Raw genomic sequence first — 26,031 nt, 5'->3', positions numbered from 1 at the left:
ACGCCTTACACCCAAATGCAGGACTACCTCTCCGGATGTCGGGGAATCTTTAAACAAGGGATGGGCTATGGTTCAGGTTCGTAAACTGGTATTAGCAATCGCTGCGGCTTCAGCGCTGTCATCGGGTATGGCGCAGGCGCTGGGGCTCGGGGAATTGTCGGTCAAGTCGACCCTGAATCAGCCATTGGTAGCGGAAATCGAGTTGACCGATGCGCAGGGGCTCAACGCAGCGCAAGTTGTGCCGAGCCTTGCAACCACGGCCGATTTTGCGCAGTTGGGTGTCTCCCGCCAGGAACTGCTAAACGACCTGACGTTCACTCCGGTGATCGACCCCAACGGCAGAAGCGTGTTGCGGATTACGTCCAGCAAGCCTGTGCGCGTCCCTTATGTGAAGTTTCTGGTTCAAGTGCTCTGGCCCAATGGCCGGTTGGTGCGTGACTACAGCCTTCTGCTCGACCCGCCGAAGTATTCGCCTGAAGCCGCTGCAGCGGCAGCCGCTCCGGCCCCTGCGCCAGCAGCGGCCCCGGCAGCGCCTGCGCAACTGGCGACAGTGGCACCGTCAACAGAGGCTGCGGCACCCCAGGCTCCAGCCCCGGCACCTGCCGCTACCCCCGCCGCAGTGCCGGCACCTGCCGCTGACAAGCAGGCTCAATACGTCACCGCCAACAACGATACCCTGTGGGAAATTGCCGCGAAGGTGCGTACCGGTGGGACTGTTCAGCAAACCATGCTGGCGATTCAGGCGCTTAATCCGGATGCTTTCATGGGCGGCAACATCAACCGCCTGAAAAAGGGTCAGGTGCTGCGCCTGCCGACCCCGCAGCAGACCACCGCACTGCCACAGCCGCAGGCGATTGCCGAGGTTTCCCGTCAATACAGCGCCTGGCGTGAAGGTCGGCGTTTGCCGACCGGTACGCGTCAGGTCGATGCCACCCGGCGTGATCGGGCCGGTGCGGCGCCTTCAAAGGTTGATACTTCCGATAATCTCAGCCTGGTCTCGGCAGGTGGCAAACCGGCCGCCAAAGGTGGGGCGGGCGACGCTGACCTGGGCAATAAGCTGGCCGTGGCACAGGAAGCGCTCGATACCACGCGCCGTGACAATGCCGAGCTGAAAAGCCGCATGAACGACCTGCAAAGCCAGCTTGACAAGCTACAGCGTCTGATCGAGCTGAAAAACGGTCAACTGGCCAAAATGCAGGCCGCCGGAGCAGCGGTTCCGCCTGTGGCAGCAACCCCTGAAGCTACGACCCCGGCCAATGCGGCAGTGCCTGCTTCGCTGGTCGATGCCAATGGTGCTCCGGTCAAGCCGGCTGGCGAAATCGCCCCGGAAGACGCGTTGCCGGCAGGTGCTGCCCAGGTTGCAACACCTGCGGCGGATCAGCCACTGGCCGTTGAGCCTGTGGCCGCTACCGAAGATGACGACATGCTGCAAAAGGCACTCGACAACCCGATATTGCTGGGGTTGATCGGCGGTGCTGCGTTGTTGATTCTGGCCTTGCTGTTGTTGTTTCTGGCGCGTCGTCGTGCGGCGAAAGCGGAAGCCGAAAAACACAAGCGCATGGCACGAGCGCTGGCTGAAGAATCCGATTTCGTTTCAGACATGGACATGGACGCACCGCAAGCCAGCTTCGACGGGCTTGACGTGCCGCCGCCCAATGTTCGTATGGGCGCAGGTGCTGCTGCCGGAGCCGCCGCTGCTCGCGAGCGTTCGGCTGATCCGCTGGTGCAGGCCGAGATCCATATTGCTTACGGGCGTATGAATCAGGCTGTCGAACTGCTCGAGGAAGCGGTCAAGGACGATCCGGCGCGCGATGATATTCGCCTCAAGCTGATGGAAATCTATGCTGAACAAGGCAATAACAAAGCCTACGCCGCGCATGAGCGCAAGCTGGTGGCTGCGGGAAAGCGTGAAGCTGAGGTCGAGCAGCTGGAAGAACGTCACTCGACCCTGAAGCCTGTTGCACCGGTTGTCTTGCCGGTCGCGCCGCAGGCTTCTGAACCTGCCCCTGCACCTGCGTCGGCTGCCCCTGCAGTTGCCGCCGCGGCAGTAGCAGCCAGTGCGGCTGCATTGGCGGCGGAGCTTGATGCCAAATATGTAGAAGAGTTGCTGGCCGATGACTCGGCTGAACAGCCGCCTGAGCCGGTTGCCGAGCCTGAACCTGTTGTGGTCCCTGAGCCCGAGCCGCTGGCCGCTGCGCCTGTCGAGGAAGAGGACCCGTTCGATCATGACTTTGATCTTAGCCTGGACGAGTTCGATGAAACGACCACGCCGCAAGTCTCCACGGTCGACAATCTTGATGATCTGATGCTGGACGAGCCCGCGCTGTCGGCGGTGCCTGACGATGAGCCGTTGAGCTTCGAGTCGATCATGCAGCAGCAGGAAGAGGCCCGGGCCGCGACGACGCCTGAAGACCTTGCCGATTTTGACCTGGATCTTTCCGAAGAGGATCCTGCGCTCAAGAACGAGGACGACTTCCTGCTGGGCCTTGGCAGTGAGCCGCTTGATCTGGGCGAAACAAAGCCTGTACCGCCGATCAGCGACGATCTGGAGCTTCCCGAAGACTTCGATCTTTCGCTGGCAGACGAGATTGAAACCGATCAGGCCAGCCAGGCGTTCGCCACCGAAATCGACGACGTCAACGCCGAACTGGACCGTCTTGCGCAAAATCTTGAGCATCCGCCGCTGGATGAGCCAAGGTTCACCGCCGAAGATGCAGCGGCACTGGATGACGAGCCGGACTTCGACTTCATGGCCGGTACCGACGAAGCGGCAACCAAGCTCGATCTGGCGCGTGCCTACATCGACATGGGTGATGCGGACGGTGCTCGTGACATTCTTGATGAAGTGGTCACCGAGGGCGATGACGGGCAGAAAAGCGAAGCGCGGGAGATGCTTTCGCGGCTGGCGTGATTGCACCGGTTTCAACCTGCAAACGGCCGCCTCTGCGGCCGTTTGCGTTTCAGTCGCCCGGCTTGAGTGGCGTGTTTTTTTTGCGACCGTATAATGGCCGACTTTTCGCGAACCGACAGGCTGTAGCATTTTGGCGAACATAGATAACCCGGTTGCCGAAATGGCTGCCGAGGGCTTTTCCCGAATCGCGTTGGGCGTCGAGTACAAAGGCTCGCGCTATTGCGGCTGGCAGCGCCAGGCCTCCGGTGTGCTGACGGTGCAGGAAACCCTTGAAAATGCGTTGTCCAAGGTTGCGGCTTCACCCGTCTCGCTGATGTGTGCCGGGCGTACAGACGCGGGCGTGCACGCCTGCGGGCAGGTGGTGCATTTCGATACCCAGGCCGAGCGTTCACTGAAAGCCTGGGTCATGGGCGCCAACATCAACCTGCCTCACGACGTCAGCGTGTCGTGGGCCAGGGTTATGCCTGCCACGTTTCATGCGCGCTTCAAAGCCATCGCCCGTCGTTATCGCTACGTGATCTACAACGATCAGATCCGCCCGGCGCACCTGAATCAGGAAATTACCTGGAACCACCGCCCGCTGGACGTCGAGCGCATGGCGCAGGCGGCGGAGTATCTGGTGGGGACGCATGACTTCAGCGCCTTTCGTGCCGGTCAGTGCCAGGCCAAGTCGCCGATCAAACAGTTGCACCACCTGCGCGTGACCCGGCACGGCAAGATGATCGTGATCGATGTACGCGCCAATGCCTTTTTGCACCACATGGTGCGCAATATCGCCGGCGTACTGATGACTATCGGGGCCGGTGAGCGCCCGGTCGAATGGGCGCGTGATGTGCTTGAAAGCCGCGTTCGGCGTACCGGCGGAGTGACGGCTCATCCGTATGGTCTGTACCTGGTTCAGGTCGAGTACCGTGACGAATTTCCGTTACCCGAGCGCTACATCGGTCCGCACTTTCTTACAGGCTTTACAGAATTGGACGGCTGACGACCCGAGCAGCATTTGCTAACATCCGGGACTTTCCGAAAGGCCTGAGGTTTTCACGATATGTCAGCCGTTCGCAGCAAGATCTGCGGGATTACCCGCATAGAAGATGCGTTGGCTGCGGCCGAGGCGGGGGCCGACGCGATCGGTCTGGTGTTTTACCCCAAAAGCCCGCGCGCAGTGACGGTGCTGCAGGCTCGCGCGATCATCGCCGCGCTGCCGCCGTTCATTACCACTGTCGGCCTGTTCGTCAATGCCAGCCGCTGCGAGCTCAACGAGACGCTGGATGCGGTTGCGCTGGACATGCTGCAGTTTCACGGCGACGAAACACCAGAGGAATGCGACGGTTATCATCGCCCGTACATCAAGGCGCTGCGGGTCAAGGCCGGTGATGACATTGCCCAGGCGTGCCGGACTTACCGCAATGCGCGCGGCGTACTGCTCGACACCTACGTAGAAGGCGTGCCCGGCGGTACGGGCGAAACCTTCGACTGGGCGTTGATTCCGGACGACCTGGACAAGCCGGTCATACTGGCAGGTGGCCTGACCTCGGCCAATGTGGCGCAGGCCATTGCTCAGGTCCGGCCCTACGCTGTGGATGTCAGCGGCGGAGTTGAAAAGAGCAAGGGCATCAAGGATAGGGAAAAGATCCTGGCATTCATGAGTGCGGTGCACGGCACCTGATGTGACGGTTGTTGTTCGGCCGCCGTCCATAAGCCTGTTCCCGCCGCAAGAATTGCGGGTCGAATCAAGTAAGCGGTGGTGCCGATGCGCAACGCCGTCATTGTGAAAAACCGGGGTGAGGGGTGTGCAGGTCTGGCCATGTGCCGATCGCTGCCCTTTCATCATCGTCCACACACGAATTTATCCGAGGGCATGCGGCTGGCGTGTAGTTTGTCAGTCGTTCGAGCCACACCGGTACTGGAGATATAAAGCATGAGCAACTGGTTGGTAGACAAGCTGATCCCATCGATCATGCGTTCCGAGGTCAAGAAGAGCTCGGTACCCGAAGGCCTCTGGCACAAATGCCCGTCCTGTGATGCCGTGCTCTATCGCCCGGAGCTGGAAAAGACCCTGGACGTCTGCCCCAAGTGCAACCACCACATGCGCATCGGCGCACGCGCACGTCTGAACATCTTTCTGGATGTCGACGGCCGTGAAGAGCTGGGAGTCGATCTGGAGCCGGTAGACCGTCTGAAATTTCGCGACGGCAAGAAGTACAAGGACCGCCTGACGGCTGCACAGAAGCAGACCGGTGAAAAGGACGCGCTGATTTCCATGAGCGGCACCTTGCTGGGCATGCCGGTCGTCGCTTCGGCATTCGAGTTCTCGTTCATGGGCGGCTCGATGGGCGCCATCGTCGGCGAGCGTTTCGTCCGTGCTGCCAACTATGCACTGGAAAACCGCTGCCCGATGATCTGCTTCGCCGCCTCAGGTGGTGCGCGGATGCAGGAAGCACTGATCTCCTTGATGCAGATGGCCAAGACTTCGGCTGTTCTGGCACGTCTTCGTGAAGAAGGGCTGCCGTTCATCTCGGTGTTGACCGACCCTGTCTACGGCGGCGTTTCTGCCAGTCTGGCCATGCTGGGCGACGTGATCGTTGCCGAGCCCAAAGCACTGATCGGTTTTGCCGGCCCGCGCGTCATCGAACAGACCGTCCGCGAAAAACTGCCCGAAGGCTTCCAGCGCAGCGAGTTCCTGCTGGACCACGGTGCCATCGATATGATTATTGCGCGAAGCGAGCTTCGTCCGCGTCTGGGCAACCTGCTGGCGCAGATGATGAATCTGCCGACGCCACGCTTTGTCGCACCGGTCATCGAACCTATCATCGTTCCGCCGGCACCGGCCACGATATGACCCCTACGTCCCTGGGCGACTGGCTCGCCTACCTGGAACAGCTGCATCCGTCAGCCATTGACATGGGCCTGGATCGGTCGCGACAGGTAGCGCTGCAAATGGGCCTGATGCGCCCGGCGCGTCGGGTAATCACTGTAACGGGCACCAACGGCAAGGGCTCTACCTGCGCCTTCGTCGCTGCCTTGTTGCAGGCCCAGGGTCTTAAAGTCGGTGTTTACAGCTCTCCGCACCTGATCCGCTACAACGAGCGGGTGAAAGTGCAGGGCGTCGAGGCCACCGACCTTGAATTGTGCGATGCCTTCGCGGCAGTTGAAGCGGCGCGTGGCGATGTCACCCTGACGTATTTTGAAATGGGCACGCTGGCGGCGTTCTGGCTGTTCGAGCGGGCTCAGCTCGACGCGGTTGTGCTGGAAGTCGGGCTGGGTGGCCGTCTGGATGCGGTAAACCTGATCGATTCGGATCTGGCGCTGGTCACCAGTATCGGCGTCGATCACACCGAGTACCTGGGTGATACGCGTGAGTCAGTCGCGTTCGAGAAGGCCGGCATCTTCCGTGCGGGCTGCCCGGCGTTGTGTGGCGATCCTTCTCCCCCTGAACCGCTGCTGGCGAAAGCCCACGAGCTTGGCTGCCCATTGCTGTTGCGCGGTCGGGACTTCGACCTTTCGATAGGCGACGACAGCTGGGACTGGCGCGGCGTTGCTCATGGTGAGCAGATAGAGCTGTGCGGCCTGCCACTGCTCGACCTCCCCATGCAGAACGCTGCGTTGGCGCTACAAGCGTTCGCCTTGCTGGGGTATCCACTCCAAACAGATGCAATCGGGCAGGTTCTTGCGCAGACCCGGCTTGCCGGTCGTCTTGATCGCCGAGCCGTGCGCTGGCACGGCAAGCAGCTCAATCTGCTCCTCGACGTCGGCCATAACCCGCACGCAGCACATTTTCTGCAGCGGCGCCTCGCCCGTCGGCCAGTGTCTGGCAAACGTTTTGCGGTGTTCGGTCTGCTCAACGACAAGGACCTTGATGGCGTGGTCGCGCACTTGGCGCCGGTTATTGCAGACTGGGCCGTTGCGCCGCTATCCACCTCGCGCAGTCGCCCGGCAGAAGACTTGCATTCGGCATTGCAGAACCTTGGCGCTCGCGTGACGTCCTATCAGAGTGTTGCGCAGGCATTGGACGCTCAGTGTGCGCACGCCACGCCCGATGACGAAATTCTGCTGTTCGGATCTTTTTACTGTGTTGCCGAGGCTCTGGAATGGTTGGCCCGGCACACCGATGAGGAAGCTGCAAATGGCTTTGCTGGATAACGTAGTCAAGCAGCGAATGGTCGGAGCGCTGGTGCTGATCGCTGTTGCGGTCATCTTCCTGCCGATGCTGTTCACGCGTGAAGATGAGACGCGCCAGGTTCAGGTCGAAGCGCCTTCGGCTCCTCACGCACCTGCCGTTTCACAGGTCAAGGTCGATCCTGTGCCGGTTCCGGAGCCTCAGGTCCTGCCTCAGGAGCCCGTGCCGGGCGACGCTGACATGGGTAGCAACAATCAGCCACCCGCCATGCCGATTGCACCGGCCCCGACTGCACCGGCAACGGCTCCTGCATCAAAGCCTGCGGCCAAGCCGACACCAGCGCCTGCGCCTGCGGCAACTGCGCCCGCACCGGCTCCTGCCAAGCCAGCCGCACCTGCCGGGGTAGATGCCAACGGTCTGTCGATCAGTTGGTCGGTTCAACTGGCGAGCATGTCCAATCGAGCCAATGCCGATAATCTGCAAAAGACGCTGCGCACCCAGGGCTACAACGCCTATATCCGTACTGCTGATGGCGTGAACCGGGTGTTTGTCGGTCCGTTGATAGAGCGCGCCGAAGCCGATCGCCTGCGTGATCAGCTCGACAAACAGCAGAAGCTCGAGGGTATTGTGGTGCGCTTCCAGCCTGAACGGGGCTGACCGTCCGGCACCTGGTGCCGCTGCCGTGAAGGAAAATGCCTCCCGCCGGTAATCGCTGCTTACCGGCAGGCGGGCGCTCTGCTAAAATGCGCCGCCTTATCCGTCTGCAGGCTGCAACGTGCCATTTACTCCGGTTGACTGGGCAATTCTGGGAATTGTCGCCATCTCCGCCCTGATCAGTCTGAAACGCGGCTTCGTAAAAGAAGCACTGTCGTTGACGACGTGGATCATTGCAGGCGTAGTGGCCTGGATGTTTGGTGCAGGGCTGTCGCAGTATCTGGTCAATTACATAGAAACACCCTCGGCGCGCGTCATAGCGAGCTGCACCATCCTTTTCGTCGCCACCCTGTTGGTGGGCGCCATGGTCAATTTTCTGATAGGCGAGCTGATTCGCGTCACTGGGCTTTCCGGGACCGATCGCTTTCTGGGTATGGTCTTCGGCGCAGCGCGCGGAGGCCTGCTGGTCGTTGTAGCGGTAGGGCTATTGAGCCTGGGGCCGGTACAACAGGATCAATGGTGGCAGCAGTCCAGGCTGGTGCCGCAATTTCTCATCGTCGCTGACTGGTCGAAAAACCTGATTCTCGGGATGTCCAGCAAGTGGCTCGCCAGCGGCATCAGCGTACCCGCTGATCTGCCGTTCAAGGAACAGATCCTGCCGCCTACACTGCCGCAGGATGTGCTCGGTAAATCCAGTTCCACTAAGTAGGGGTTGTGTCGCATGTGTGGCATCGTCGGTATCGTCGGCAAGTCGAACGTCAATCAGGCGCTGTATGACGCGCTTACCGTCCTCCAGCACCGCGGCCAGGACGCTGCCGGTATCGTAACCAGCCACGATGGCCGGTTATTCCTGCGCAAGGACAACGGATTGGTGCGTGATGTGTTTCATCAGCGCCATATGCAGCGCCTGGTCGGGCATATGGGCATCGGTCATGTGCGTTATCCAACGGCGGGCAGTTCGACTTCGGCCGAAGCCCAGCCGTTCTACGTCAACTCGCCTTACGGCATCACGTTGGCGCATAACGGCAACCTCACCAACGTTGAGCAACTGGCCAAGGAGATTTACGAATCCGACCTGCGCCATGTGAACACCAATTCCGATTCGGAAGTGCTGCTCAACGTTTTTGCCCATGAACTGGCCGTGCGCGGCAAGTTGCAGCCGACCGAAGAAGATATCTTCGCGGCCGTGACCGACGTGCACCATCGCTGCCGTGGCGGCTATGCGGTCGTGGCAATGATCACCGGCTACGGCATCGTCGGTTTCCGTGACCCGGATGCCATTCGTCCTATCGTGTTCGGCCAGCGTCATACTGACGAAGGTGTCGAGTACATGATCGCGTCGGAAAGCGTCTCGCTGGACGTGCTGGGCTTCACCCTGATTCGCGACCTGGCACCGGGCGAAGCGGTCTACATCACCGAAGACGGCAAGCTGCACACCCGTCAGTGTGCGGCCAACCCCAAGTATGCGCCGTGCATCTTCGAGCACGTCTATCTGGCACGTCCGGACTCGATCATCGATGGCATCTCGGTCTACAAGGCGCGTCTGCGCATGGGCGAGAAGCTGGCTGACAAGATCTTGCGCGAGCGCCCGGATCACGACATCGATGTGGTCATCCCCATTCCAGACACCAGCCGTACCGCTGCGCTGGAACTGGCCAACCACCTGGGCGTCAAGTTTCGCGAAGGTTTCGTCAAGAACCGCTACATCGGCCGGACCTTCATCATGCCGGGTCAGGCAGCGCGCAAAAAGTCTGTTCGCCAGAAGCTCAACGCAATCGAGCTGGAATTTCGCGGCAAGAATGTGATGCTGGTGGATGACTCCATTGTGCGTGGCACGACCTGCAAGCAGATCATCCAGATGGCCCGCGAAGCCGGTGCCAAGAATGTCTACTTCTGTTCGGCTGCCCCGGCAGTGCGTTACCCCAACGTCTACGGCATCGACATGCCGAGTGCTCACGAGCTGATCGCTCACAACCGTTCCACCCAGGACGTGGCCGACCTCATCGGTGCCGACTGGCTGGTCTATCAGGATCTGAATGACCTGATCGAAGCGGTCAGTGGCAGCAAGAAGATCAAGATCGACAACTTCGACTGCTCGGTTTTCGACGGCAAGTACGTGACCGGTGACATCGACGAGCACTACCTGAACAGGATCGAGAGCGCGCGCAACGACGCCTCCAAGATCAAGACCCAGGCAGTGAGTGCGATCATCGATCTGTACAACAACTAATTGAACAAGGAGTGGGCGGCATGACTCAGGAATGGGATGCAGGTCGGCTGGACAGCGACCTTGAAGGCGTGGGTTTCGATACCCTCGCCGTACGTGCCGGGCAACACCGCACCCCGGAAGGTGAGCATGGCGACCCCATGTTCTTTACCTCCAGCTACGTATTTCGCACGGCCGCGGATGCTGCCGCGCGTTTTGCAGGCGAGGTGCCGGGTAACGTCTATTCGCGTTACACCAACCCGACCGTACGCTCCTTTGAAGAGCGTATTGCCGCGCTGGAAGGCGCAGAGCAGGCCGTTGCCACCGCTACAGGTATGGCGGCAACTCTGGCGGTGGTGATGAGTTTGTGCAGCGCCGGTGATCATGTGCTGGTGTCGCGCAGCGTATTCGGCTCGACCATCAGCCTGTTCGACAAATATTTCAAGCGTTTCGGCATTGAGGTGGATTACGTTCCGCTGGCAGAGTTGAGCGGTTGGAATGCGGCGATCAAGGCCAACACCAAAATGTTGTTCGTCGAATCGCCTTCCAACCCGTTGGCCGAGCTTGTGGACATCGCTGCGCTGGCCGAGATTGCCCACGCCAAGGGCGCGATGCTGATCGTCGACAACTGTTTCTGCACGCCAGCCTTGCAGCAGCCGCTGCTGCTGGGTGCCGACATTGTCGTGCACTCGGCCACCAAGTTTATCGACGGCCAGGGTCGTTGCATGGGCGGTGTGGTTGCCGGTCGCAGCGAGCAGATGAAAGAAGTGGTGGGCTTTCTACGTACCGCCGGGCCGACGCTCAGCCCCTTCAATGCGTGGATCTTCCTCAAGGGCCTCGAAACCCTGAACCTGCGGATGCGCGCGCACTGCGCCAATGCCCAGGCGCTGGCCGAGTGGCTCGAGCAGCAGGACGGCATCGAAAAGGTCCACTACGCAGGGCTCGAGAGCCATCCGCAGCATGAGCTGGCTAAACGTCAGCAAAAGGGCTTTGGCGCCGTGGTGAGCTTTGAGGTCAAGGGCGGCAAGGACGGCGCATGGCGTTTCATCGATGCCACGCGGTTGATCTCCATTACTGCCAACCTGGGCGACACCAAGACCACGATCACGCACCCGAGCACCACGTCCCATGGCCGTCTGGCGCCTCAAGAGCGTGAGGCGGCGGGTATTCGCGACAGCCTGATTCGGGTTGCTGTGGGGCTTGAAGACGTGGCTGACCTGCAGGCTGACCTGGCCCGTGGTCTGGCGGCACTGTGAGTGACACGGCCAGTCACACGACCACTGGCGAGACAGGCGAGGAGTGGGCGCTGAAATTTGCCAGCACCCATAACGGACGTGTCGCGCTGGTGACCGGGGCTGCTCGCGGCATCGGGCTGGGCATTGCGGCATGGTTGATTGCCGAGGGCTGGCAAGTTGTTTTGACTGATCTGGACCGTGCGCGTGGCTCGAGAGTGGCCAGTGTGCTGGGTGAAAACGCCCTGTTCATTGGCATGGACGTCGCCAGTGAAGAGCAGGTCGCAGCGGGCGTGGCCGAAGTGCTCAGGCAGTTCGGTCGTCTGGACGCGCTGGTGTGCAATGCGGCGGTCGCCGATCCACACAACACCACGCTGGAAAGCCTTGAGCTATCGCACTGGAATCGGGTGCTGGCGGTCAATCTTGGCGGCCCCATGTTGTTGGCCAAGCATTGCGCGCCTTACCTGCGCGCGCACTGCGGCAGCATAGTAAACCTGACGTCCACTCGCTCCCGTCAGTCCGAGGCCGACACCGAGGCCTACGCGGCCAGCAAGGGCGGTCTGATGGCCCTGACGCATGCGCTGGCGATCAGTCTGGGGCCGGAGATCCGTGTCAATGCCGTCAGCCCGGGCTGGATCGACGCGCGCGACCCGTCGTTGCGAAGGGCCGAGCCGCTGTCCGAGACCGATCACGCCCAGCATCCTGCTGGCAGGGTAGGGACGGTGGAAGATGTTGCGGCGATGGTCGCCTGGCTGCTGTCCCGAAATGCAGGTTTCGTTACCGGGCAGGAATTTGTGGTCGACGGCGGCATGACCCGCAAGATGGTCTACGCCCAATAGTGTGCCGAGGCGTTTCGCACCGTCTGCCGGGATTGGCTCTTTGTTGTGCTTTTGATGTGTGGTAGCGGTTTAGCGATTGAGGCGATTTTTTAAAAAACTTCAATCAGGCTATTGACTTAGGTTCGTTAGGTGCGTAAATTTCGCGGCCTCAACGAAGCAAAGGGTGATTAGCTCAGCTGGGAGAGCAGCTGCCTTACAAGCAGCGGGTCGGCGGTTCGATCCCGTCATCACCCACCATCGTTGAGTTTGAAAGCTGAAGTATGAGGGCTTTCAAACGCGGTACACAGGACGCAAGTCCACAATGCGCAGCGGTAGTTCAGTCGGTTAGAATACCGGCCTGTCACGCCGGGGGTCGCGGGTTCGAGTCCCGTCCGCTGCGCCATTTTTGTACAGATCGGGTTAGCCGGATCTGCGATTGAAAAGCCCAAGGCTCTTTCAATCACAAGTACAGAAGCAAGCTACAAAAGGTTTGTTTCAAACAGGTTTACAGCGATACGCAGCGGTAGTTCAGTCGGTTAGAATACCGGCCTGTCACGCCGGGGGTCGCGGGTTCGAGTCCCGTCCGCTGCGCCATACACCGCTTCAAGGCCCTTGAACTCCTTGAAGCAAACAAAAAAGCGACCTCAGCAGACTGTGTGAAAACCTAGCAATCTGCGCAGCGCTCAAAGAAAATGCTCCGTATCGAAAGATACAGAGCATTTTTCGTTATGGCCTACATCCAAGGTGAGTCCCGCAGCCAGACCAGCCTATTCCCGGTCTCGCTGGAAGAGTTGATCCCCGAGGATCACCTCGTTCGTGTCATTGACCTGTACGTTGCCAAGCTCGATCTGGTGCAACTGGGCTTCGATAAAGCGATTCCAAAAAGCACGGGGCGCCCTGCTTATGATCCCGCCGATCAGCTAAAACTCTACCTCTACGGCTATTTTCAGCGGATTCGCTCATCGCGACGTCTTGAAGCCGAGTGTCAGCGCAACATCGAAGTGATGTGGCTGATCAACCGGCTCAAGCCCGACTTCAAGACCATCGCCGACTTTCGCAAGAACAATAAACCCGCCTTCATCGCGACCTGCCGTGCTTTCGTTCGATTTTGTCGCACAGCAGGCTTGATCGCCGGTGAATTGGTGGCCATCGACGGCAGCAAGTTTCAGGCGGTCGCCTCCTCACGGCGTCATGTGAATTTGAAGCAGCTCAAGCGCCAGGAAGAAAAACTGGATAAGCGCATCGCTCAGTATCTGGCCGAGCTGGATGAGGCCGACAAGGCTGAAACCACAGATTCAATTGATCGCAGCGCAATCAAAGCAGCACTGGCACAGCTTGAGGCTCGACAACAGGATAATCAGAGTTGCCAGGCACTGATGCGTTCGATGGGCATCGAGCAGTTCAACACTCATGAAAGCGATGCCCGAATGATGCGCACGGCCAAAGGGCCACGTGTGGCCTACAACGTGCAAACCGTCGTGGACGCCGAGCATTGCCTGATTTTGCATCATGAGGTCACCCAGGATGGCGATGACCGAAAGCAACTGGAGCCGATGGCCAAGGCCGCCAAAGCAGAGTTACAGCAAGATGAGCTGACGGTCACTGCCGATGCCGGCTACTCCAATGGCAAGCAGTTTCAGGCCTGCGAGGATGCTTCGATTACGGCCTATGTACCGCCCAATCGTTCGAAAAACCCTGGCAGTCATGAAGAGCAGCTCTTTGAGCGAAAAGACTTTATCTATGAGGCCGGACACGATCGTTTCCAGTGTCCGGCAGGCAAATGGTTAACGCTAAAACAGCACAACAAAGGTGATCGGATCTATCAGGCTGAGGTCGATGACTGCGCCAACTGCGCGCTGAAAACGCAATGCACTCGAGCCCAGCGCCGTTATGTCTCACGACATGCCCATGAAGAGGCTTTCGAGCGGATGGAGCAAAGAATGCAGGCGCATCCTGAGATGATGGCCAACCGAAGATCCATCGTTGAGCACCCCTTCGGCAACCTCAAGCAATGGCTATTTGGTAATGGCCGTTTCTTGCTGCGACAACTGGAGGGGACAAAAGCTGAAATGGCCTTGGCGGTGAATGCTTATAACCTGAAACGAGCGATTAAAGTGCTCGGTGTGCGCCATCTGATGGCTTTGATGGGCTGAGCGGTCATTTTTTCGTCTGCTGCCAATACAAAACAAAACGCCCCGAACAAGTCGGGGCGTTTGCTTGGGCCTTCATCAGTGTGTTTTCACACAGTCTGTCAGGGTCGCTTTTTTGTTGTCTGCGTTTTGGTCGGTTACGCATCCGGCCTGTCCTCTGGATCAGGTAGGATGTCCAAATCCTTTTGCGCTGTACGTTGATACAACGTCTGCCTTGTTGCAGACTTACCGCCATTTCCCAGTTCGCAGTCTTGCTGGCAGTCTTTTCCTTCCTCAGGATTTTCGATGTTTAAGCTATTGACCCTTCGTACCGCATTCTGGACTTCGGTCCTGCTGATGGCAGCAGGCTGTTCATCGCCCAAACAGGCGATTTATGACCATGAGCACTTCGATGACGCCGGGACTTTCTCGCGCAGTTATCCTGCGACTGATCTGGCGTATTGCGAGGCGGGGCGGCGTGCTCTGCTGAGTCAGGGCTACATCATCACCAGCAACGATCCGAAAATGGTCGCAGGCCGCAAGAGTTTTCAACAGACCGGTGATACCCATATCGAGATCAGCTTCAATCTGGTGTGCGCGGCTGACATGAAAGATGGCAGCGCCACCATGTTCGCCAACGCTTTGCAGGACCGTTATGCACTGAAGAAGACCAACAACTCGGCAAGCCTCGGGGTGGGCGTGCTGGGCTCTGTATCGATGCCGATAGGCTCTACCGATGACTCGATGGTCAAGGTCGCCAGCGAAACGGTTTCTTCGGCGAAGTTTTATGAGCGTTTTTTCGGTCTGGTGGAAAACTTCCTGCCACCGGAAGTGAAAAAGGCAGCGCATATCGTCGAGAAGCCCAAGGCTGATCTGGGCGTGCCTGATGCAGCACCTGCTGCTGTGGCGCCGGTCAAAGCGGCCGAGCCCGCCAAACGGGTACCAGAAGCCAAGGAGTCATCACCCAAGACCGAGCCCGCCGCAGAGCCTGCCACGCCGCCTGCAGCAAGTGAGCCCATGCCCGCGCCAACCGAGCCTGCGTCGTTCAAGGCCGAAACCATCGACACCCCAGCGGCGGAGCCTGCAGAAAGCACCACGCCAGCGCCAGTCGAGCCCACACCTGCGCAATAAGGTGCGTACACATAATGTGTGCGGACCGGGCGACGCTTCGCTCGTCCGCGAACTGCCGGGAACCGGCAGCAAAGCCGGTACACACGGTACATCAGCTGCAACCGAGGTGGCCTGTTTTGGGGCCGCTTCGCAGCCCTTCGCGAACAAGCGAAGCGTCGCCCGGTCCGCTCCCACGCCCTTCGGGTAGAAGCCCGCTCTGCGTCCAGGCGTCAGCCCAAAAACAGCCGATACGCCGGGTTCTCGCTCTCGTCCCAATACCGATAACCAATCTCGTCCAGCGCCGCGCCTACCAGGTGCCGCTCTTCCTCGGGCACCACCAGACCCGCCACCACCCGGCCATCCGCTGCCCCGTGGTTGCGGTAGTGGAACATCGAGATGGTCCAGCGCCCGCCCAGCCGGTTGAGGAAGTTGAACAGCGCGCCCGGCCTCTCCGGGAACTCGAAACGCAACACCACCTCATCGTTGACCCGCTCGGCATGCCCGCCAACCATGTGGCGGATGTGCAGTTTGGCCAGTTCGTTGTCGGTCAGGTCCAGCACCGGAAAACCCTGCCCGGTGAGACTGGCGACCAGCGCGCTGCGTGGGTCGTTCTCCGGGTGAGTCTGCACGCCGACGAAGATATGGGCTTCACGGTCGGTGTGGTAGCGGTAGTTGAATTCAGTGATCTGGCGCTTGCCGATGGCTTCGCAGAACGCCTTGAAGCTGCCCGGCTGCTCGGGAATGGTCACGGCAATGATCGCCTCGCGGCCTTCGCCCAGTTCGGCACGCTCGGCCACGTGGCGCAGGCGGTCAAAGTTGACGTTGGCGCCGGAGTCGATGGCCACCAGCGTCTGGCCGGTCACGCCGCGCTGCTCGACGTACTTCTTGATGCCTGCAACACCCAGCGCACCCGCAGGCTCGGTGATCGAGCGGGTGTCGTCGTAGATGTCCTTGATCGCCGCGCAGATTTCGTCGGTGCTGACGGTGATCACTTCATCGACGTAATGACGGCACACTTCAAAGGTGTGATAACCGATCTGCGCCACCGCCACGCCATCGGCAAACAGCCCGACCTGGCTCAACACCACGCGCTCGCCCGCCGCCATCGCCGCTTGCAGGCAGTTGGAGTCGTCGGGCTCGACGCCGATGACCTTGATCTCAGGCCGCAGGTATTTCACGTACGCTGCAATCCCTGCAATCAAGCCGCCGCCACCGACCGGCACAAAGATCGCGTCCAGCTTCCCCGGCTGCTGACGGAGGATTTCCATCGCCACAGTGCCTTGCCCGGCAATGGTGTCGGGGTCGTCATACGGATGGATGTAGACGAAGCCTTGTTGCTCGACCAGTTTCAGCGAATAGGCCAGCGCTTCAGGGAAGGAATCGCCGTGCAACACCACCGTGGCACCGCGGGAACGCACCCCTTCGACCTTGATTTCCGGGGTGGTGCGCGGCATGACGATGGTGGCCAGAATGCCCAGCTCTTTCGCCGCCAGCGCCAGGCCCTGGGCGTGATTGCCCGCCGAGGCCGTGACCACGCCGCGTGCGGCCTCTTCTGCGGTCAATTGGGCGAGCTTGTTGTACGCGCCGCGAATCTTGAAGGAGAACACCGGCTGCAAATCTTCGCGCTTGAGCAGCACCTGATTGCCCAGCCGCTCGGACAGCTGGCGGGCGCCATGCAGCGGGGTTTCGACCGCTACGTCGTAGACGCGCGAGGTGAGGATTTTGCGGGCGTAGTGATTGAGCAGATCGGTCATCGCGTCGTTCCTTCAGGCGACGTGCTGACGCACAACGCTGCGAAGTGCGGCACGCCGATGATCGGGTTCAAGGAGGCGAGAAGGGCGATAGCGCGAAGGGAAATGATCATGTCTGACTCCTGGTTGAGTAATGTTGCCCAGGAGACAGAAAAAACCCGCCTCCAGGGCGGGTTTTTTGCAAACGTCGGCTAACCCGCCATGACTGGAATGACGGTAATAATAATCTGGCCGAGGTTTTGCTTGATGAGGTTCATGGGCCTGAGGTTAGGTCGACACAGGCACGCAAGTCAATAGGCGTGTCGGTCAGGCAGGTCGAGATCAGCGCTTAATCGGCCACGATCTTTTTCGTCTGTTTGATAGGGATCAACATTTTTATTTCACATTGGCACTTTAATGTTGATCTTGCGGTCAGTTATTTCAGCTTTAATTATTCAGCATACTCAACCCGCCAAGAGGGCAAAGAAATGGACGAATACCAGGAAGAACTACTCGAATACCGTGCATCGGAACTGGACCCGGTAGAGCCTGCCGACGACGCTACCGAGTTATGACAGGCTTCAGGCGCTTTGGCGCTGGCTGCGGCGGAACTCTCCCGGAGTCTGTCCGTTCCAGCGTTTAAAGGCGCGTTGAAAGGCCTCGGCAGAGGCAAACCCCAGCAGGTAGGCGATCTCCCCGAACGCCAGTTCTGTGTCCCGTATATACGTCATTGCCAGATCGCGTCGTGTGTCATTGAGCACCGCGCGAAAGCGTGTGCCTTCCTCGGCCAGCTTGCGGCGCAGTGTCCAGGTTGGCAGCTTGAGTCGCGCCGCCACTTCCTCCAGATCCGGTTCCCGCCCGCCGTTCAATAGCGGCCCGAGCAATTGAATGATGCGTTCACGAAGGCTGCGGGTGCGGGTCTGTTGCTCCAGCTCCCTTTCGCACAATTGCAGCAAATGCCGCCAGGTACTCGGACAATGGTCCGGGTTGCGTAAGGCCAGACTGGTCTGATCGAGACGTAGCTGATTGGTGGCCGCCGCAAACATCACCGGGCTGTCGCTGAGGATTGCGTATTGCGCTGCATAGGCAGGTGCGTCGAATTCGATTTCAATGCGCTGTGCACGCAGCTCGGTGCCCGCCAGGGTCGCCAGTTGCGCGATCCAGCCGCTCAGAATCGAGTCGACGACAAAGCGGTTGTAGGCGTTGTACGGGCTGATGGAGTAAAAGCGCATCCACGCGCCTTCGGCATCTTCGTGAAAGCTCGACTGCCCGCGATAGTTGGAGCCATACAGCGGCTCGAAGCGTATCAGCGTGCGCGCCGCCTCGCGCACAGTCGGTGCCTGAGCGGCCGTCACGCCCGCAAGGCCTGCCTGGGCGAAACGGCTGAGCTGGCCCATGCGCAGGCCCAGTCCGGGCTGGCCGGTGAGCTGGATGGCAGCGTGCCCAAGGCGCATGTAGCGCGGGATCGACAGGCGCGCACCCGCCTGACTCAAGCGCGTCGGGTCTAGCGCGTATTGCTCCAGCAGCGGGCCAGGGTTTTTGTCGAAACTGATGACGGCATCAGTCAGGCTCTGGATGAAACCCACCGACAGATCACCGAGGCGCAGGGTCAATGTCGGCATGCTCAAAGCCAGAGGTTGATCAGGCGGGCGACCTCAGCCGTGCCATCGCCCTGCGGCGGTTCGGCGAGGGTCTGACCGCCGTGGCTGGCAAAGCTTTGCCCGGCCACGCTGTGGTTCCAGAACTGGCCGCGCGTGAAGACGCTGACCCCTGCCTGCGCAGTGCTTTGCGGGGCACGACTGGTGAGGGTCAGACGGTGCCAGGCGTCGCCTTCGCTGGAGTGCTCGGTTGCCATGTCGATGCTTGAATGCCGAGGCTTTTGCCAGGGCTCGGACCAGCCGGTCTTGCCGATGACCAGCGCGGGTACGGCGATCAGTTCGGCGCCGCTCTGACTCAGGCGTGCGTAGTTGTCCGGGTACCAACTGTCGCTGCCGATCAGCACCGCCAGGCGTCCGGCCGGCGTATCGATCACATTCAACGGCGCGTCGCTCGCCGAGTGTACGTAGCGTTTCTGAAAACGGTCCGGGTACAACTGGCGTTGAGGTTGCCCGATCGGCCGGCCATCGCTGCCGAAGGTCAGGCTGCAATTGTACAGCGCGCCATTGCCTGCTTTCAGTTGGCCGCCTTCGACGCTGGGGTCTGGCAGCACGATGGAGCCGGCCACCAGAGTCACCCCGAACTCTTTCGCCAGACCACCGAACAGTGCTTGATAGTCCCGCGCCATGGTAAGGGCCTTGATGCGCAGGTGCGTGTCATCCATGCGGTTGCGGCCTTCGGCGCCGAGCATCGCCGCAACGAATTGCAACGGATTGCTCCAGGACAGCCACTCCATTGCTTCGTCTACGGTCGCGGCCTGATAAAGCTGATCCTTCTCGCCACTGGCGAACAGCCAGGTGCCGATGTGTTCCGGCAGCACCACCACCGTTTTGGGGTTGATCAGCCCGTAATCACGCGCCTGTTGCAGGTAGGCCGCCAACTTGCGGTGCAGTCGGTCAAGGTTTTGATAATCGGTAGGGAACAGCACCGGCTCGATGCCCAGCAGGTTTCCGCGCTCGCTGGGTTCGCCTTCATTGATAGCCAGACGAATGCGCAGGTCGGACAGGTAGTGACCCGCCGGACGTTGTTCGGTCCAGATTGCATAGCTGACGAGGCTGACGACGCTCAGCAGGATCAGGCAGGTGGCGAAGAATTTGCGCATAAAGAGGCTGAAAGGCTGCCATCGGGAAATTGTCGACTAGGGTAGGACTACGCTGGGCGCTTGCCAAGTGCCGCTGCGCGTTTGGATCAATAACTTGTCACTTTGGGTCATTGAGTGTGACAAGGTGGCTGTTTACTGTGGCGCAATAAAGCAAAGGACACACAGAGGTCCTTGTTTCCCGTGATTGACTCGATGGAGCTTTGCCATGACCGCTGCTCACTATCCGCACCTGCTGGCCCCGCTGGACCTGGGTTTCACGACCTTGCGCAACCGCACCCTGATGGGCTCGATGCACACCGGGCTTGAAGAGCGGCCGGGTGGCTTCGAGCGCATGGCGGCCTATTTTGCCGAGCGGGCACGTGGCGGCGTTGGTTTGATGGTGACCGGTGGCATTGCGCCCAACGAGGAGGGCGGTGTTTACGACGGCGCGGCCAAACTCACCAATGCCCAAGAAGCAGAGCAGCATCGCATCGTCACTCAGGCGGTTCACGAGGCCGGCGGCAAGATCTGTCTGCAGATACTGCATGCCGGTCGCTACGCCTACAGCCGCAAGCAGGTTGCGCCGAGCGCCATTCAGGCCCCGATCAACCCGTTCACGCCTCGCGAACTGGATGAAGAGGGCATCGAAAAGCAGATCGCCGATTTCGTCAACTGTTCGACCCTGGCCCGAAGTGCCGGGTATGACGGCGTCGAAATCATGGGGTCGGAAGGTTATTTCATCAATCAGTTCCTCGCCGCCCACACCAACCACCGCACTGATCGCTGGGGTGGCAGCTATGAAAACCGCATGCGTCTGGCGGTCGAGATCGTGACCCGGGTGCGTGAAGCGGTCAGTGCGGATTTCATCATCATCTTTCGCCTGTCGATGCTGGACCTGGTGGCGGGCGGCAGTTCCTGGCAAGAAATCGTCCAGTTGGCCAAGGCGGTCGAGCAGGCGGGTGCGACGCTGATCAACACCGGCATCGGCTGGCATGAAGCGCGAATTCCGACGATCGCCACCAAGGTGCCGCGCGCGGCATTCAGCAAGGTCACCGCCAAGCTGCGTGGCTCGGTAAACGTTCCGCTGATTACCACCAACCGCATCAACACTGCGGAGGTTGCCGAGCGCATTCTCAGCGAAGGCGACGCCGACATGGTCTCGATGGCGCGGCCGTTTCTGGCCGACCCTGAGTTCGTCAACAAGGCTGCTGCAGGCCATGCCGAGCGGATCAACACTTGCATTGGCTGCAATCAGGCCTGTCTGGATCACACTTTCGGCGGCAAACTCACCAGTTGCCTGGTCAACCCGCGCGCCTGCCACGAGACCGAGCTCAATTACCTGCCTGTTCTGCAAATCAAGAAGATTGCCGTGGTGGGCGCAGGTCCCGCCGGTCTGGCTGCGGCAACGGTGGCCGCACAACGCGGGCATGAGGTGACGCTGTTTGATTCGGCCAGTGAAATCGGCGGCCAGTTCAATATCGCCAAGCGTGTGCCGGGCAAGGAAGAGTTTTCCGAAACCCTGCGTTATTTCCGCAACAAGATGCAGGAAACCGGCGTGCAGTTGCGCCTCGGCACCCGGGTGAAGGCTCAGGATCTGCTCGGCGCAGGCTTCGACGAAGTGATTCTGGCCACCGGCATCGCGCCGCGCACCCCCGCGATCCCCGGCATCGACAACCCCAAGGTACTGAGCTATCTGGACGTGATTCTGCAACGCAAACCGGTCGGGCGCAGTGTGGCGGTGATCGGTGCGGGCGGTATCGGTTTTGATGTGTCGGAGTTTCTCGTGCATCAGGGCGTGGCCACCAGCCTTGACCGTGACGCATTCTGGAAAGAGTGGGGCATCGACACGACGCTTGAGGCGCGTGGTGGTGTGGCCGGGATCAAGCCTGATGTGCATGCCCCGGCGCGCCAGGTGTTTCTGTTGCAACGCAAGCACTCCAAGGTCGGCGATGGTCTGGGCAAGACCACCGGCTGGATTCACCGCACAGGGCTGAAAAACAAGCAGGTGCAGATGCTCAACGGCGTGCAGTACCTGAAAATCGATGACGCCGGGTTGCACATTCGCATTGGCGAAGACGGTGAAGAAACGCTGCTGGCGGTGGACAACATTGTGATTTGTGCCGGGCAGGACCCGTTGCGCGAACTGTATGACGATCTGGTCACGGCCGGACAAAGCGTGCACCTGATCGGCGGGGCGGATGTTGCTGCCGAACTGGATGCCAAGCGTGCCATCGATCAAGGCTCGCGACTGGCCGCTGCGCTCTGATTCTGCTTGCCTGTAAACTGCGCGGATGATTTCTGACGCTCTTGGCTGGCAACCCACTGCTGCGCTGCAACGCTTGAGCCTGCCCTGGCTGCAACACGCCGGGGTCGAGGTTGCGATGCTGCGCCTGGACCGGATCGATACGCTGATCAGCGGCAACAAATGGTTCAAGCTCAGCGATCACCTCAAACAGGCCGTCACAGTCGGTGCGCAAGGTGTGATCAGCCTCGGCGGCGCACATTCCAACCACTTGCATGCCCTGGCCGCAGCGGGCAAACGCTTCGGCTTCCCGACGGTTGGCCTGCTGCGCGGTCATGCTCAGCAGACGCCGACGGTGCTGGACCTGCAAGCCTTTGGCATGCAACTGCACTGGCTGGGTTACACCGGTTATCGAGCGCGACATGCTGCAGATTTCTGGCAGCCCTGGCAGGCGCGCTATCCCGAGCTGTATCCAATTGCCGAAGGGGGCGGCAGACTTGCCGGTGCTCTGGGCTGCGCACGGTTGCGAGAGATGGTCGATAGCCAGCTCGGCCAGATGGATTGGGATGACTACCACGGCTGGTGGCTTGCTGCCGGAACGGGCACCACTGTGGCCGGTCTGCTGCTGGCCGAGGCGGGCGCGCATCCGGTGTATGGCGCGATGGCGGTGCCGGATGATCATGGGATCGCTGAAAACATTATGGCTGTGCTGGGCGAGGCCGCCGGGTCGCAGGAAAAAGCCGCGTCGGAACTGCCCGCTGCCTGTGTTCTGCTCGACGCCAGCCGTGGCGGTTTCGCCAGAACCGACCCTGCCTTGCTCGATTTCATCGCCAGCAGCGAAGTGCAGGGCGGCGTATTTCTTGAGCCGCTGTACACTGGCAAGGCGCTGCTGGCCCTGCATGATGAGGTGCTGGCCGGCCGTTTCGAGCCTGGCACCCGGCTGGTCTTCGTTCATACCGGCGGCCTGCAAGGGCGACGCGCGATGGGGCTGTAGGCCTCATGGCAGAGCCTCTGGCATGAATTCTGCGCGGTTCGATGGCAAGACGTCGGCCCTGACTACGTGGAGGACACTTCTGGAGTGAAGCCTGCAGGTCGCTGTCTTGATAATCGATCCCTTCCAGATCAAGACGCCGAGGTCAGCATGACAACCACCGCCGCAGAGCACGTCGATCCTGCCACGCTGAAAAAAGTCATTGTCGCTGCGGCCATCGGCAATTTCGTCGAGTGGTTCGATTTCGCCGTGTATGGCTTTCTGGCCACCACCATCGCCCTGCAATTTTTCCCCAGCGGTGACAGCAGCGCAGCGCTGTTGAAAACCTTCGCCGTGTTTGCCGTCGCCTTCGCATTTCGACCGCTGGGCGGGGTGTTTTTTGGCATGCTGGGTGATCGCATCGGGCGCAAGAAGACCCTGGCCATGACCATTCTGCTGATGGCCGGCGCCACCACGCTGATCGGTTTGCTGCCGACGTATGCAGCGATTGGCGTGATGGCGCCGATTCTGCTGACCATCATTCGTTGTGCGCAGGGTTTCTCGGCCGGTGGGGAATATGCCGGGGCCTGCGCTTACCTTATGGAGCATGCGCCGCGTACTCAGCGGGCCTGGTACGGCAGCTTCGTCCCGGTCTCGACGTTTTCGGCCTTCGCCGCCGCTGCCGTGGTGGCTTATGCGCTGGAGTCGTCCCTGTCGACCGAGGCGATGGGCAGTTGGGGCTGGCGCCTGCCGTTTCTGATCGCCGCCCCGCTGGGGCTGGTCGGCTTGTACCTGCGCTGGAAACTCGACGAGACCCCGGCGTTTCAGGCGGTGGCTGAAGGGCACGCAGTAGCGCACTCGCCACTCAAGGACACTTTGCGCCATCACGCAGCCGCTATGTGCTGCCTGGGGGCGTTCGTATCATTGACGGCGCTGTCGTTCTACATGTTCACCACCTATTTTGCGACGTACCTGCAGGTGGCCGAAGGCCTGAGCAGGGCGACCGCGCTGCTGGTGTCGTTGATCGCACTGGCATTCGCCGCCGCGCTCTGTCCGCTGGCCGGTGCCTATTCAGACCGGGTAGGACGGCGGGTCACAATGGCGACTGCCTGCATCCTGCTGATGGTTGTGGTGTTCCCGTCATTTTTAATGGCCAACTCCGGCTCGTTCATCGCCTCGATCATCGGCGTCATGCTGCTGGCCGTGGGTGCCGTGCTGTGCGGCGTGGTCACGGCTGCGCTGCTGTCGGAAACCTTCCCGACCCGCACCCGCTACACCGCCTCGGCGATCACCTACAACATGGCCTACACCCTGTTCGGCGGCACCGCACCGCTGATGGCAACCTGGCTGATCAGCGTCACCGGCAGCAACCTGTCGCCAGCGTTCTACCTGATTGCCGTAGCCGTGCTAGCAATGGCAGGCGGCCTGGCATTGCCCGAGACCTCGAAGATCTCGCTGCATGACGTGCCGGTTGCGGGCAAAGGGGCAGTGACGGGTTCGATGGCGTGAGGGTCTCGGGGTCACGCTTTGCGTCAAATATGTGCTGCAGCACAACGCCATACCTTGCCCGTAGCCACTGCACATAAACGAAAGCTTTTTCATCACGGTGGCACTGACGACGCAGAGTGCGACGTCAGTGTCAGGGCAAAGGAACCCGACGAAGTCGGGCCGGAAACGGAGCGGTGATAATGAGATGGTCAGCCCGATCCGAGAAACCCGGAGTGTCTACACTTTCCGGGTTTCTCTCTAACGTCGAGGAGATCACTCATGAAAAACGGCCTCAAGCTCTTAGGCATCGACATTGGTAAAAACAGTTTTCACCTCATAGGCCATGATGCAGGCGGCCACCAAGTATTACGCAAGTGCTTCAATCGCAATCGCCTTCTGCAGTTTGCGGCTCAGATTGAACCCTGCACCATTGCAATGGAGTCGTGCGGTGGCTCTCACTGGCTTGCCAGGAAACTCGCCTCGCTGGGGCACCGGGTGAAGTTGATTGCTCCGCAACATGTGAAGCCCTACGTGACGGGCAACAAGAATGACTTCATCGATGCCGAAGCTATATGCGAGGCGGCCTCCAGACCACGTACTCATTACGTTGCCGTCAAGACTGTGGAGCAGCAGGTACTATCTGTACAACATCGTCTTCGCGAGTCACTGGTTTGCCACCGTACTGAAGCCATCAACAGGGTGCATGGTTTTTTGCTTGAGTTCGGAATTGCCTTGCCAGCCACCAAGGCAGCGATCGCCAAAGTGCCTGAGCTGATTGACGATTCACGTAGCGACCTGCCGCTGCAGTTCAAAAGGGTCATGGAGCATTTGCTGGAGGATATTCATCGCCTTGATACCGAAATAAAGGCCTGTGATGCGCAAATCAAGCAGCAACTGGCGCAAGACGATGCTGGTACACGCTTGATGACGATTCCTGGCATTGGTCCTATTACCGCCAGCGCATTTGTAGCGGATCTGGGTGACGCTTCCAATTTTCGAGCCTCACGAGACCTTTCCGCTTTTCTGGGGCTGGTTCCCAGACAGTTCTCTACAGGCGGGAGACCCGTATTGCTGGGTATCAGCAAGCGAGGTGACAGGCACCTGCGAACCCTGTTGGTGCAAGGTTCTCGAGCGCTCATGATTCGAATAGAACGCCGCGATGATGCCCTTGGGCAGTGGGTAAGAGACTTGTTGGCACGCAAGCATCCGAACAAGGTGGCATGTGCTTTAGCGAACAAGCTGGCAAGAATCGTATGGGCGGTGCTCAGACGAGGTAGCACTTACAACGCATCAATGATCTGAGTAGGACATAGGCGTACCGGCTTTTGCGACGCAGTGATGATGACGATAAACAGCTCATGGCCAGACTGAAAACCTGATAAGCAATGCAGCCTTCGAGGCTTTAGGGATTTTTGAGGACAGTAAGGCGGCGAATACTCATCAAGGGCCGGGCAGCGAAATTGCCCAGAATGAGCCCGGATACATTAGCGCAAGCATGCTTTACCGCTCATCGAACTGCGATTGCAGGAGGTGGGCTGACCATACATTTGCTTACTTTGGTCCCTCAAAGTAGGGCGCCGAGAGGCGAAAAGGTACCTTGAGTCGTAAACAAACATCACTGACCTTGCAGAACCGCAGTGTGACGCGGAGCGCCACAAAAAGGACGCAGAGCGTCCAGAACGGCATG

The 26,031-nt window shown here is 60.0% G+C and carries 19 protein-coding genes and 3 tRNA genes; 19 read left to right on the top strand and 3 right to left on the bottom strand.

Annotated features, from left to right (window positions below; translation table 11 throughout):
- Positions 1-67: 67 nt before the first annotated feature.
- The 15 genes from PSPTO_RS19790 (at position 68) to PSPTO_RS19720 (ending at position 15,198) form a co-directional block, all read left to right on the top strand.
- The gene (locus tag PSPTO_RS19790; RefSeq protein WP_011104738.1) at positions 68-2,911 is read left to right on the top strand and encodes a FimV/HubP family polar landmark protein; all 2,844 of its coding nucleotides are present in this window, start codon (positions 68-70) and stop codon (positions 2,909-2,911) included.
- 160 nt (positions 2,912-3,071) lie between these two features.
- Positions 3,072-3,896 (top strand): tRNA pseudouridine(38-40) synthase TruA, encoded by an 825-nt coding sequence (truA, locus tag PSPTO_RS19785; RefSeq protein WP_005770596.1) that lies wholly within the window; start codon positions 3,072-3,074, stop codon positions 3,894-3,896.
- Positions 3,897-3,956: 60 nt separating this feature from the next.
- Positions 3,957-4,577 carry a phosphoribosylanthranilate isomerase gene (locus PSPTO_RS19780; protein WP_005619689.1) on the top strand — a complete coding sequence of 207 codons (621 nt, stop codon included), beginning with the start codon at positions 3,957-3,959 and terminating at the stop codon, positions 4,575-4,577.
- A 252-nt stretch (positions 4,578-4,829) separates the two neighbouring features.
- Positions 4,830-5,750: an acetyl-CoA carboxylase, carboxyltransferase subunit beta gene (accD, locus tag PSPTO_RS19775; RefSeq protein ID WP_005770594.1), complete on the top strand. Its 921-nt coding sequence runs from the start codon at positions 4,830-4,832 to the stop codon at positions 5,748-5,750.
- Positions 5,747-7,051, top strand: coding sequence for a bifunctional tetrahydrofolate synthase/dihydrofolate synthase (gene folC, locus PSPTO_RS19770; RefSeq protein WP_011104737.1), 1,305 nt, complete (start codon positions 5,747-5,749; stop codon positions 7,049-7,051). Before accD ends, folC begins: the two co-directional genes overlap by 4 nt.
- Positions 7,035-7,685, top strand: a complete 651-nt coding sequence (locus tag PSPTO_RS19765) for an SPOR domain-containing protein (RefSeq protein ID WP_011104736.1) — start codon at positions 7,035-7,037, stop codon at positions 7,683-7,685. Before folC ends, PSPTO_RS19765 begins: the two co-directional genes overlap by 17 nt.
- 118 nt (positions 7,686-7,803) lie before the next feature.
- Positions 7,804-8,391, top strand: a complete 588-nt coding sequence (locus tag PSPTO_RS19760) for a CvpA family protein (RefSeq protein ID WP_005770588.1) — start codon at positions 7,804-7,806, stop codon at positions 8,389-8,391.
- Positions 8,392-8,403: 12 nt separating this feature from the next.
- Positions 8,404-9,912 carry an amidophosphoribosyltransferase gene (gene purF / locus PSPTO_RS19755; protein ID WP_003381064.1) on the top strand — a complete coding sequence of 503 codons (1,509 nt, stop codon included), beginning with the start codon at positions 8,404-8,406 and terminating at the stop codon, positions 9,910-9,912.
- A gap of 20 nt (positions 9,913-9,932) precedes the next feature.
- Positions 9,933-11,144 carry an O-succinylhomoserine sulfhydrylase gene (locus PSPTO_RS19750; RefSeq protein WP_005770586.1) on the top strand — a complete coding sequence of 404 codons (1,212 nt, stop codon included), beginning with the start codon at positions 9,933-9,935 and terminating at the stop codon, positions 11,142-11,144.
- 50 nt (positions 11,145-11,194) lie between these two features.
- Positions 11,195-11,959: an SDR family oxidoreductase gene (locus PSPTO_RS19745; protein ID WP_161633151.1), complete on the top strand. Its 765-nt coding sequence runs from the start codon at positions 11,195-11,197 to the stop codon at positions 11,957-11,959.
- Between the two features lie 161 nt (positions 11,960-12,120).
- Positions 12,121-12,196 (top strand) — tRNA-Val (locus PSPTO_RS19740).
- A 68-nt stretch (positions 12,197-12,264) separates the two neighbouring features.
- Positions 12,265-12,341 (top strand) — tRNA-Asp (locus tag PSPTO_RS19735).
- A 114-nt stretch (positions 12,342-12,455) separates the two neighbouring features.
- Positions 12,456-12,532: transfer RNA gene (locus tag PSPTO_RS19730), tRNA-Asp, on the top strand.
- Between the two features lie 134 nt (positions 12,533-12,666).
- Positions 12,667-14,091, top strand: coding sequence for an IS1182-like element ISPsy6 family transposase (locus PSPTO_RS19725; protein ID WP_054082654.1), 1,425 nt, complete (start codon positions 12,667-12,669; stop codon positions 14,089-14,091).
- A gap of 282 nt (positions 14,092-14,373) precedes the next feature.
- Positions 14,374-15,198 (top strand): DUF2242 domain-containing protein, encoded by an 825-nt coding sequence (locus PSPTO_RS19720; RefSeq protein WP_005760710.1) that lies wholly within the window; start codon positions 14,374-14,376, stop codon positions 15,196-15,198.
- A 209-nt stretch (positions 15,199-15,407) separates the two neighbouring features.
- Here PSPTO_RS19720 and ilvA read toward each other — a convergent pair whose 3' ends face one another.
- From ilvA to PSPTO_RS19700, 3 genes are all read right to left on the bottom strand, one after another.
- Positions 15,408-16,922 carry a threonine ammonia-lyase, biosynthetic gene (gene ilvA / locus PSPTO_RS19715; protein WP_032645112.1) on the bottom strand — a complete coding sequence of 505 codons (1,515 nt, stop codon included), beginning with the start codon at positions 16,920-16,922 and terminating at the stop codon, positions 15,408-15,410.
- A gap of 566 nt (positions 16,923-17,488) precedes the next feature.
- Positions 17,489-18,529, bottom strand: a complete 1,041-nt coding sequence (locus PSPTO_RS19705) for an AraC family transcriptional regulator (RefSeq protein WP_005769073.1) — start codon at positions 18,527-18,529, stop codon at positions 17,489-17,491.
- A gap of 2 nt (positions 18,530-18,531) precedes the next feature.
- On the bottom strand, positions 18,532-19,665 hold the full coding sequence (locus PSPTO_RS19700; protein ID WP_007245153.1) for a hydrolase: 1,134 nt from the start codon (positions 19,663-19,665) through the stop codon (positions 18,532-18,534).
- 205 nt (positions 19,666-19,870) lie between these two features.
- On the opposite strand from PSPTO_RS19700, the gene PSPTO_RS19695 reads away from it, so the two are divergent.
- From PSPTO_RS19695 to PSPTO_RS19680, 4 genes are all read left to right on the top strand, one after another.
- On the top strand, positions 19,871-21,910 hold the full coding sequence (locus PSPTO_RS19695; protein ID WP_011104734.1) for an NADPH-dependent 2,4-dienoyl-CoA reductase: 2,040 nt from the start codon (positions 19,871-19,873) through the stop codon (positions 21,908-21,910).
- A gap of 25 nt (positions 21,911-21,935) precedes the next feature.
- Entirely contained in the window at positions 21,936-22,880 is a 945-nt protein-coding gene (locus PSPTO_RS19690; RefSeq protein ID WP_011104733.1) for a 1-aminocyclopropane-1-carboxylate deaminase/D-cysteine desulfhydrase, read from the top strand.
- Between the two features lie 147 nt (positions 22,881-23,027).
- Positions 23,028-24,365: an MFS transporter gene (locus PSPTO_RS19685; protein ID WP_011104732.1), complete on the top strand. Its 1,338-nt coding sequence runs from the start codon at positions 23,028-23,030 to the stop codon at positions 24,363-24,365.
- Positions 24,366-24,623: 258 nt separating this feature from the next.
- The gene (locus PSPTO_RS19680) at positions 24,624-25,646 is read left to right on the top strand and encodes an IS110-like element ISPsy7 family transposase (protein WP_011103120.1); all 1,023 of its coding nucleotides are present in this window, start codon (positions 24,624-24,626) and stop codon (positions 25,644-25,646) included.
- The last annotated feature ends 385 nt before the right edge of the window (positions 25,647-26,031 follow it).

This window comes from Pseudomonas syringae pv. tomato str. DC3000, from assembly GCF_000007805.1.
GTDB lineage: Bacteria > Pseudomonadota > Gammaproteobacteria > Pseudomonadales > Pseudomonadaceae > Aquipseudomonas > Aquipseudomonas avellanae.
This window is presented reverse-complemented; position numbering and strand designations above follow the sequence as displayed.

Coding starts and splice junctions, on each gene's coding strand:
- PSPTO_RS19790 (WP_011104738.1), top strand. CDS start 68: ATGGTTCAGGTTCGTAAACTGGTATTAGCAATCGCTGCGGCTTCAGCG.
- truA (WP_005770596.1), top strand. CDS start 3,072: ATGGCTGCCGAGGGCTTTTCCCGAATCGCGTTGGGCGTCGAGTACAAA.
- PSPTO_RS19780 (WP_005619689.1), top strand. CDS start 3,957: ATGTCAGCCGTTCGCAGCAAGATCTGCGGGATTACCCGCATAGAAGAT.
- accD (WP_005770594.1), top strand. CDS start 4,830: ATGAGCAACTGGTTGGTAGACAAGCTGATCCCATCGATCATGCGTTCC.
- folC (WP_011104737.1), top strand. CDS start 5,747: ATGACCCCTACGTCCCTGGGCGACTGGCTCGCCTACCTGGAACAGCTG.
- PSPTO_RS19765 (WP_011104736.1), top strand. CDS start 7,035: ATGGCTTTGCTGGATAACGTAGTCAAGCAGCGAATGGTCGGAGCGCTG.
- purF (WP_003381064.1), top strand. CDS start 8,404: ATGTGTGGCATCGTCGGTATCGTCGGCAAGTCGAACGTCAATCAGGCG.
- PSPTO_RS19750 (WP_005770586.1), top strand. CDS start 9,933: ATGACTCAGGAATGGGATGCAGGTCGGCTGGACAGCGACCTTGAAGGC.
- PSPTO_RS19725 (WP_054082654.1), top strand. CDS start 12,667: ATGGCCTACATCCAAGGTGAGTCCCGCAGCCAGACCAGCCTATTCCCG.
- PSPTO_RS19720 (WP_005760710.1), top strand. CDS start 14,374: ATGTTTAAGCTATTGACCCTTCGTACCGCATTCTGGACTTCGGTCCTG.
- PSPTO_RS19705 (WP_005769073.1), bottom strand. CDS start 18,529: ATGCCGACATTGACCCTGCGCCTCGGTGATCTGTCGGTGGGTTTCATC.
- PSPTO_RS19700 (WP_007245153.1), bottom strand. CDS start 19,665: ATGCGCAAATTCTTCGCCACCTGCCTGATCCTGCTGAGCGTCGTCAGC.
- PSPTO_RS19695 (WP_011104734.1), top strand. CDS start 19,871: ATGACCGCTGCTCACTATCCGCACCTGCTGGCCCCGCTGGACCTGGGT.
- PSPTO_RS19690 (WP_011104733.1), top strand. CDS start 21,936: ATGATTTCTGACGCTCTTGGCTGGCAACCCACTGCTGCGCTGCAACGC.
- PSPTO_RS19685 (WP_011104732.1), top strand. CDS start 23,028: ATGACAACCACCGCCGCAGAGCACGTCGATCCTGCCACGCTGAAAAAA.
- PSPTO_RS19680 (WP_011103120.1), top strand. CDS start 24,624: ATGAAAAACGGCCTCAAGCTCTTAGGCATCGACATTGGTAAAAACAGT.